Genomic DNA, 8,028 nt, shown 5'->3' on the forward strand with positions numbered 1-8,028 from the left:
CCGCTGACGCGGCAAGGGCCGGCGCCTTCGGCAGAGAACGAAAATCCTATTTAGAGACAAGCCCGGGTCAACAGGTTGAAAACCCGCTGGGGGCGAAGTATCGCGGCCTGACCGCCGGGTACGGCTCCATGAAACGCGCACCCGGCGGTCAGCCTGTTGTTTTGCTTACGGTTGGGTATTCAGCAGCTTGTCCACGCTGCTGTTTCCGAAAACGCGCGGGTCCGGGAAAAGGGACTTGTCCTCACGAACTTTGCGCACGTCTTCAGCGCTTACAGCGGGAGCATGATTCCCCCAGCTGCCGCGGATAAATGTCACCACATCGGCAAGCTGTTGGTCATCAAGCCGCCAGCCGAAGGGCGGCATGGTTATGGAGGAAGGGGCGGCCTTGAAACCGGGCAGCGTTTGCCCCTGAAGAACAATGTGAATGAGCGAGACGGGATCTCCGCTCAGCAGAACCGGGTTGCCGCGCAGTTCCGGGAAGAAACGGGCATAGCCGCTTCCATCGGTTCTATGGCAGCTTGCGCAGCTGTCCACATAGGCGGCTGCCCCTGGCTTGCTGTCATCGCCTTTCCACAATTGCCGGGCGACCGTCTTGTCTTCCCTGAAAGGCGCTTGGGACGGATCCTTGGCGGGAAGGGATTTCAGAAAACGCGCCATGGCAACGGCATCGTCGCGGGTCAGATAGCGCGTGCTGGTTTCAACCACCTCGATCATCTTGCCGAAGGCGGCTGTAGGATCATTGCGCCCGGTCAGGAAGAACTCCGTCAGGTCCCCCACGCTGCGTCCGGCCAGCCCGTCCTGATTGTCTCCCCGCAGATTGATGGCTATCCAACCGGCATAATTGCCGCCGCCGGACAAAAAGTCCTTGCCCTGACTCGCCCATTGGGCCTTTTCGACCCCCTGCGCATTTCTGGGCGTATGGCAGAAGCCGCAGTGGCCCAATCCTTCCACCAGGTAGCGGCCACGCGCCACCACCGGGTTTTCTCCGGGGGCGGGGGCGAAGGGCCTGACCTCTCGTGGAGCCGCTTCGCTCACCGGCTTGTCGGGCTGACTGACCTTATTGTCGATGGGCTGAACGCCGTGCATGAAGAAGTTATACAGGTCATGCACGTCTTCATCGGTCATGATCGCATACGAGGGAGGCATCATGACCGACATGGGGCCTCTTGGCGAGATGCCCTGCCGCACCGCCTTGTCAAAGGCGGCGAAGTCGAATCTGCCGATGCCTGTTTCCTTGTCCGGGGTAATATTGGGGCTGTTGACGATGCCGAAAGGAACGCCTCCGGCATAAGGGCCCTTGTGGTAGGTGTGACAGGCAATGCAGTTTGACGCGCGGGCGACATATTCGCCGCGCCTGACGCTCTGCTCAAGATCGCTTGTGGCTGCCCGCGCCGTTGCGGCCACGGCAAAAACACCCAACGTCAGAACGATAAGTAGTTTTTTCATGGTTGCTCCTTACGCCAACGGTCCGGGCTTTTTGAGATAATTTTCGCGAATGGCTTTGGCGGACCAGTAGGTCAGGGCCGCCACCAGCCCGGTGGGATTATAGCCCAGGCCCTGCGGAAAAGCGGATGCGCCGGGAACGAAAACATTGTGCACATCCCAGTTCTGCAGAAAGCGGTTGACGGCGCTGGTATTCGGATCAGTGCCCATGACGGCTCCGCCGTTCAAATGCGTCGTCTGGTATGTGCCGAGATTGAAATGTTCTCCGGGATGTTTGGGGCTGCCGGTAATGAATTTGGGATGCAGCGCCCTGGCAATGATTTCCAGCTTCTTGAACATGAACTGGTTCATTTTGATGTCGTTGTCCTGCCAGTCAAAGGTCATGCGCAGGAGAGGCTGGCCATGGACCGATTTGTACGTCGGGTCCAGATCCAGATAGTTGACCCTGTAGGACTGATGCGCGCCGTGCACGTCCATGGAAAGATGGTGGGTATAGTTTTCCGCCACGTCGGCTTTCCATTTGCTGCCCCAGTTGGGAGTGCCCGGCGCTGTGGGCAGGCCGGAGATCGGCTTTGTTCCGGCCTGGTTTACCCAGAACGGCGCGCCGCCCACAAAGCCGTACGGGGCGTGGTCGAAGTTGTCGGCGTTGAAGTCGTCTATGGCGACACCCGCGCCGCCCGCGCCGATAAAGGGATTGGTATGAACATTCTTGTCAAAGAAGGCTTTTATGGTGGTCATGTTCTGATACGAAAAGTTCCGGCCCACGACGCCCGTATTGGTGGCGGGATCATACGGCTTGCCGATGCCGGACAACAGCATCAGGTGCACGTTATGGAACTGGAAAGCCGAAATGACGACGATATCCGCGGGCTGTTCGACCTCGTTGCCCTGTGAGTCCACATAGGTGACGCCCGTGGCCGTTTTTTTGTCTTTGCTGAGGTTGACCTTGAGAACCCAGGAGTCGTTGCGCAGCTCGAACCCCGGTTCCCGGCGCAACGCGGGCAGGATGTTCACATTGGGAGACGCCTTGGAGTACATGTAACAGGCGTACCCGCTGCAAAAGCCGCAGAAATTGCACGGCCCCATCTGGGCGCCGTAGGTATTGGTATAGGTTTGCGAGGTGTTGGCCGAAGGCAGGTCATAGGGGTGAAAGCCGGCGGATTCAGCCGCCTTGTAATAGAGCCGGGCCGAATAGGTGCGCTTTTGCGCCGGGAGCGGAAAGGGATTTGAGCGATCCGGAGCGAAGAAGTTGCCGCCCTTGCCCTTGCCGACGATTTTACCGTTGACGCTCCAGGCTGTGCCGGATGTTCCGAAGACCTTTTCCGCCTTGTCGAAAAAAGGCTCCAGTTCGTCGTAGGTGACGCCGAAATCCTGAATGGTCATTCCTTCAGGGATGAAGTCTTTGCCGTAGCGTTCCTCATAATGGCTGCGCATGCGCAATTCCATGGGAGCGACGCGAAAATGGACGCCCGACCAGTGCAGCCCCGCGCCGCCGGTGCCTGTCCCGGGCAAAAATGCCGCGAGTTTGCGGTACGGCACGGCTGTCTGATCCTTGGCATGCCTGAATGTTACTGTACTCTTGGAAAGGTTCTGAAATATTTTATGACGAGTGTTGTAGGTCAGCTCGTCAATGCTCTGGGGGTAGGAACCCAGGGGATAGGTATCATGGGCCGGTCCCCGCTCAAGGGCGACCACGCTCAGTCCGGCTTCGATCAGCTCTTTGGACATAATGGCTCCGGTCCAGCCAAAGCCGATCACAACAGCATCCACTTTTTTCATTACTTTTGCCATAACCTACCCCCTTTCTCCGCTGATGGACACCGGCGGGAAAGGATATTTCTCGTTTCTTTCCACCCAATCCATAAAGTCGGCCCTTGCCCCGGGAAAACCGATGAGCTTCCAGCCGGTCAACCGCTGATTGCCCCCATGAACGGGATCGCTGAAGAAACCTTCGCGGGTGTTCTGGAGCAGGGCGGCAAAAAAGACGTTGGAAGGCAGTTTTTCAAACTCCGCCTTTCCTGATTCCATCTGCTCAAGCAGGGCATCCTGCTGCGCGGCTGACAGCTTGTTGAAGGGGGCATTGTGCCTTTTGCGGGCGAAATTGTTCGCTTCCGCAATGCCGAGGCGGTAAATCTCCTGTGGCGTGAGCGGCAGCTGGTAGCCGAGATCCGGGGATGCATCCGGCCGGAAGGGGCCCTGCATATACATTTTGGCGCCGACGCCATACGGCGTCTGCATCTGGCGGTCAATAAATTCCGGAACACCGGCTTCCAGCGCGCCGGGGCCCAGCGTGTCCTCGGGTATAAGCCGAGCGACAGCCGCCTTGATGAATTCAAATTCCTCTTGGTTAAAGAACGTCGGCTGATAGCCGCCCGCGCTCTCAGCCACGGCCTGCGATGAGGACGCGGCCCTGGCGTCAAGCGCAATGCCGCCAAGCGCCAGAACGGGAGCAACGGCTATGCTCTTTATCAGAAAATCTCTGCGCGATCTTTCAAGCGTATCTTTCGACATACATGACTCCATATATTGGGGTTAACGTCACCCCTCGAAAAACAAACCACCTTGCAACAACTCGGAACTACGCAATAGAGTTGCGGAGACAGCGCCGCAACCGCGAAGGGCCGGACGCGCATTCTCCTGTCTCTTGCTGATTTTTGGTAGGGAAGGCGTTGAACTTTAGGCTTGGGGAAATCCGAACAGAGGCTTTTGGAAGGCGTGCCGAGGGATTTTTGAAGTGTGAAGTCCAGACGCTGTAACTACCATAGTACAGCAGCAACGTATATCGGCTTATGCCTATTCTCTTCATGGTGTCAATCTGGCAACTGATTTTTTTACTAAGATTAAATCCCGTCCGAAGGCGGTAGATATCTTCAAAAAGCTGCGCAAAAGGGAAAGAACTTTTTACCGTTCCCATCAGGGATGCTTGCGTATCGGTCCCATAGAGTATAGAATTTCCTAATGGGGTAGAGGGCAGGGTGTTTCTATTGAGCGCGCATGAGCCAGACAACAAGTCTCTTGGCTGGGGCTGATCAGGACATCCTGCCCGAAACTATTCCTGAACGCGCGGACCATGTCCCGCCGTTCGCCCGTTCCTTGGGCACATTGCTGCGTCTTTTGGGCCGTCCCGTCTCCATGCCCTTGCTGCTGAGCGGCATTCTGGGCGGTCCCAGCGTCAACTCGCCGGAAGCCTGCCTGCGCGCGGCCCGGCGCTGGGGGCTGGACGGCCGCATTGTTCACCGCAAATCCCTGAGTGATATTTCCTCTCTGGTGCTGCCCTGCATTCTGCTGCTGGCCGGCGGCCGCAGTTGCGTGCTTCTGAGCCGCGACGCGGAGACGGCGGAAGTGGTCCTGCCCGAAGAGGGCGAACATGCCAAGCGCGTGCCCTTGGCCGACCTTGAGGCGGAATATACGGGCTACACGGCCTTCGGCAGCCTCGCCGGGCGGCTGGACGCCCGCGCCAATCTGCGCCTTCCCGTGACCAGGCGCTGGTTCTGGGACGTCATCGCCCATTACCTGCCCCTGTATAAGCACGTCATCATCGCCACCGTGATTATCAACCTGCTGGGCGTGGCCAGTTCCCTGTTCGCCATGAACGTCTATGACCGGGTGGTGCCCAACCAGGCCGAGGAAACGCTCTGGGTTCTGGCCACGGGCGTACTGTTCGCCTACCTGGTGGACTTCATCCTGCGCAATGTGCGCGGCTATTTCGTGGATATGGCGGGACGCAACGCGGACGTGGTGCTTTCCAGCAAGCTGATGAGCAAAGTGCTCAGCCTGCGCATGGAGGCCAAACCCGATTCCACGGGCGGGCTCGTCAACAATCTGAGCGGGTTCGAGGCCCTGCGGGAATTTTTCAGCTCCGGCAGCCTGGTGGCCCTCGCGGACATGCCGTTTCTGATCATTTTTCTTTGGCTCATCGCCTTCATCGGAGGGCCGCTTGCCATCGTGCCTCTGGCGGCCGTACCCCTGATGATCGGCCTCGGGCTGCTGCTGCAACTGGCGGCCCGGCGTTCGGCGGCACAGAATTATCTCTTGAATATGCAGAAGCACGCGCTTCTGGTGGAGATCGTCCACGGCCTGGAAACCGTCAAGATCACCGGTGCGGAAAGCCGCCTGCTGTATCTCTGGGAGCAGCTTTCGGACATGTCCGCCGAAACCACGCGCCAGTCCCGCCGCTATGCCACGCTGACGCTGAGCGTGTCCGGCGGCATCAGCCAGCTGGTTTCCGTGGGGGTCATCGTCTGGGGCGTGTATCTGATTATAGCCGGTTCCCTGACCATGGGCGGGCTCATCGCCTGTAATATCCTCGCGGGCAGGGCCATGGCTCCGCTCATGCAGCTGGCGGGCATGATTTCGCGCCTGCAGCAGTCGCGCCTGTCCCTGAGCGCCCTGAATGCCATCATGGAACTGCCCACTGAGGACGACGGGGACGAGGAGCATGTGGACTTCGGCCTGTTGCAGCCTGCCTTTTCCTTTGAAAACGCGGAATTCAGCTATCCCAACGCCAAGAAAAAGGCGCTTGAGGGTATTTCCTTCAGCATCCGGCCCCACGAGAAGGTGGGCATTGTCGGCAGAATGGGGTCGGGCAAGTCCACCCTGGGCCGCCTCATGGCCGGGCTCTACGCGCCCCAGGCCGGAACGGTGCGTTACGGCGGCGTGGACATCCGCCAGATGGACCCGGCCAACCTGCGGGGGCGCATCGGTTTTCTGCCCCAGGATGTGACGCTTTTTTACGGCAATATCCGCGATAATATCGCCCTCGACGATCCCGGCATTGAGGATCAGATGGTGCTGCGGGCCGCGTATCTGGCCGGAGCTTCGGATTTCATCCGCGCCCTGCCCGGCGGCCTGGGGGCCCAGGTCGGGGAACGGGGCATGTCCCTTTCCGGCGGGCAGCGCCAGTCCGTGGCTCTGGCCAGGGCCCTGCTGCATGATCCGGAAGTGCTGATTCTCGACGAGCCCACCAGCAATATGGACAAGGGCACGGAACGGCTGATCCGGGACCGCCTGGCGAAAATCACAGCCAACAAGACCCTGGTGCTCATTACCCACCGGCCCGGCCTGTTGGACCTGGTGGACAGGCTGATCGTCGTTGAAGACGGCAAAATTATCGCCGACGGGCCCCGGGAGGCTGTTTTGCGCGCCCTGAACGGGCCGCCGTCCGTCCCGAAGCCGGAAAGCGGGCAGCTTTCCCCGGCCGCCGGAGGCCAGGCATGAAAAAACTCCTGCACTCTTTCCGAAGCCGGACGGACCAGGGCGGCAAACAGGAAGACCTGCCCTATATGAACCGGGTGGACGCGGCCCTGCAGCGCCGGGGCGGAATCGGAGCGGTTTTTCTTTCGCTGGGCACTGTGGGTTTGGTTGCGCTTCTGGTTGCCTGGGCGGCCTGGGCGGAACTGGACGAGGTGACGCACGGCCAGGGGCAGGTGGTGGCAGCGCAGCGCACCCAGGTCATTCAGAACCTGGAAGGCGGCATCCTGCGCGAGATACTGGTCAGGGAAGGCGATGTGGTGGAGAAAAACCAGCTCCTGGCCCGTCTGGACAACCTGGGCGCGGCCAGCCAGTACCGCGACGCCATGAACAAAGCCCTTGAAAATCAGGTGGCCCTGGTCCGTCTGGAAGCTGAAAAAAACGGAACAGAACCTGTGTTCAGCGCGGAACTGAGGGAAAAAGCGCCGCAGATTGTGACCGACCAGGAAGAAATGTTCCAGACCCGCCGCGACAAGTCCACTTCGGAAACGCAATTGCTCGAGTCACAGTACAAGCAGCGCCTGGAAGACGTGGATGAGCAGCAGGGCCGCAAGGTGCAATTGGAGAAAACCCTGGCTCTGGCCGAAGAGCGCCGCGACATCGCCAAGCCTCTGGTGGATCGTAAGCTCTTTTCCAAGGTGGATTATCTGGACCTGGAACAGAGGGTGGTGACCTTGGGCGGGGATATCGAAGCTCTTTCCTCCACCATGTCCAAAGCGAAAGAAGCGGCCGAGGAGGCCCGGCGCAAGCTCGCCCTGCGCAAGGCCGAGATGGAGGCGCAGATTTCCGAGGAAATCAACAAACGCCGCACGGAGCTGACCTCCCTGCAGGAAGTGCTTTCCGCCGGAGGCGACCGGGTAACGCGCACGGAGCTGCGCTCGCCGGTACGCGGCACGGTCAAGCGGGTGGTTGTCAATACTCTGGGCGGCGTGGTGCGCCCCGGCGATCCGGTCATGGAAGTGGTGCCTCTGGACGACACGCTGCTGGTGGAGGCGCGCATCCGTCCTGCGGATATTGCCTTTATTCATGCCGATCAGAAAGCCATGGTCAAAATTTCGGCCTATGATTTTTCCATTTACGGCGGCCTTGAAGCGCGTGTGGAGCAGATCAGCGCCGACACCATCGAAGACAGGAAAGGCGAGTATTACTATCTCGTCAAATTGCGCACGCAAAAGAACGCCATCAACTACCGCAACGAACAGTTGCCGATTATTCCCGGCATGGTGGCGAGCGTGGATATTATCTCGGGCAAGAAATCCATCCTCGATTATTTGCTGAAACCCATCCTCAAGGCACGTCAGAATGCCCTGAGAGAACGTTAATAATTTTACCATA

5 protein-coding genes are annotated in these 8,028 nt (G+C 59.3%); 2 read left to right on the plus strand and 3 right to left on the minus strand.

Annotated features, from left to right (window positions below):
• Window positions 1–165: 165 nt before the first annotated feature.
• From AXF13_RS04145 to AXF13_RS04155, 3 genes are read right to left on the minus strand one after another with little or no spacing between them, the layout of a single operon-like run.
• Entirely contained in the window at window positions 166–1,446 is a 1,281-nt protein-coding gene (locus tag AXF13_RS04145; RefSeq protein ID WP_062251755.1) for a c-type cytochrome, read from the minus strand.
• A 9-nt stretch (window positions 1,447–1,455) separates the two neighbouring features.
• Complete coding sequence (locus AXF13_RS04150) at window positions 1,456–3,234, minus strand: GMC family oxidoreductase (protein ID WP_009301787.1); 1,779 nt, start codon at window positions 3,232–3,234, stop codon at window positions 1,456–1,458.
• Window positions 3,235–3,237: 3 nt separating this feature from the next.
• Complete coding sequence (locus AXF13_RS04155) at window positions 3,238–3,954, minus strand: gluconate 2-dehydrogenase subunit 3 family protein (RefSeq protein WP_062251756.1); 717 nt, start codon at window positions 3,952–3,954, stop codon at window positions 3,238–3,240.
• Window positions 3,955–4,437: 483 nt separating this feature from the next.
• On the opposite strand from AXF13_RS04155, the gene AXF13_RS04160 reads away from it, so the two are divergent.
• Window positions 4,438–6,660, plus strand: coding sequence for a type I secretion system permease/ATPase (locus tag AXF13_RS04160; protein WP_062251757.1), 2,223 nt, complete (start codon window positions 4,438–4,440; stop codon window positions 6,658–6,660).
• Window positions 6,657–8,015, plus strand: coding sequence for an HlyD family type I secretion periplasmic adaptor subunit (locus AXF13_RS04165; RefSeq protein WP_062251758.1), 1,359 nt, complete (start codon window positions 6,657–6,659; stop codon window positions 8,013–8,015). The genes AXF13_RS04160 and AXF13_RS04165 overlap by 4 nt, the downstream gene beginning before the upstream one ends.
• The last annotated feature ends 13 nt before the right edge of the window (window positions 8,016–8,028 follow it).

Source organism: Desulfovibrio fairfieldensis (assembly GCF_001553605.1).
GTDB lineage: Bacteria > Desulfobacterota > Desulfovibrionia > Desulfovibrionales > Desulfovibrionaceae > Desulfovibrio > Desulfovibrio fairfieldensis.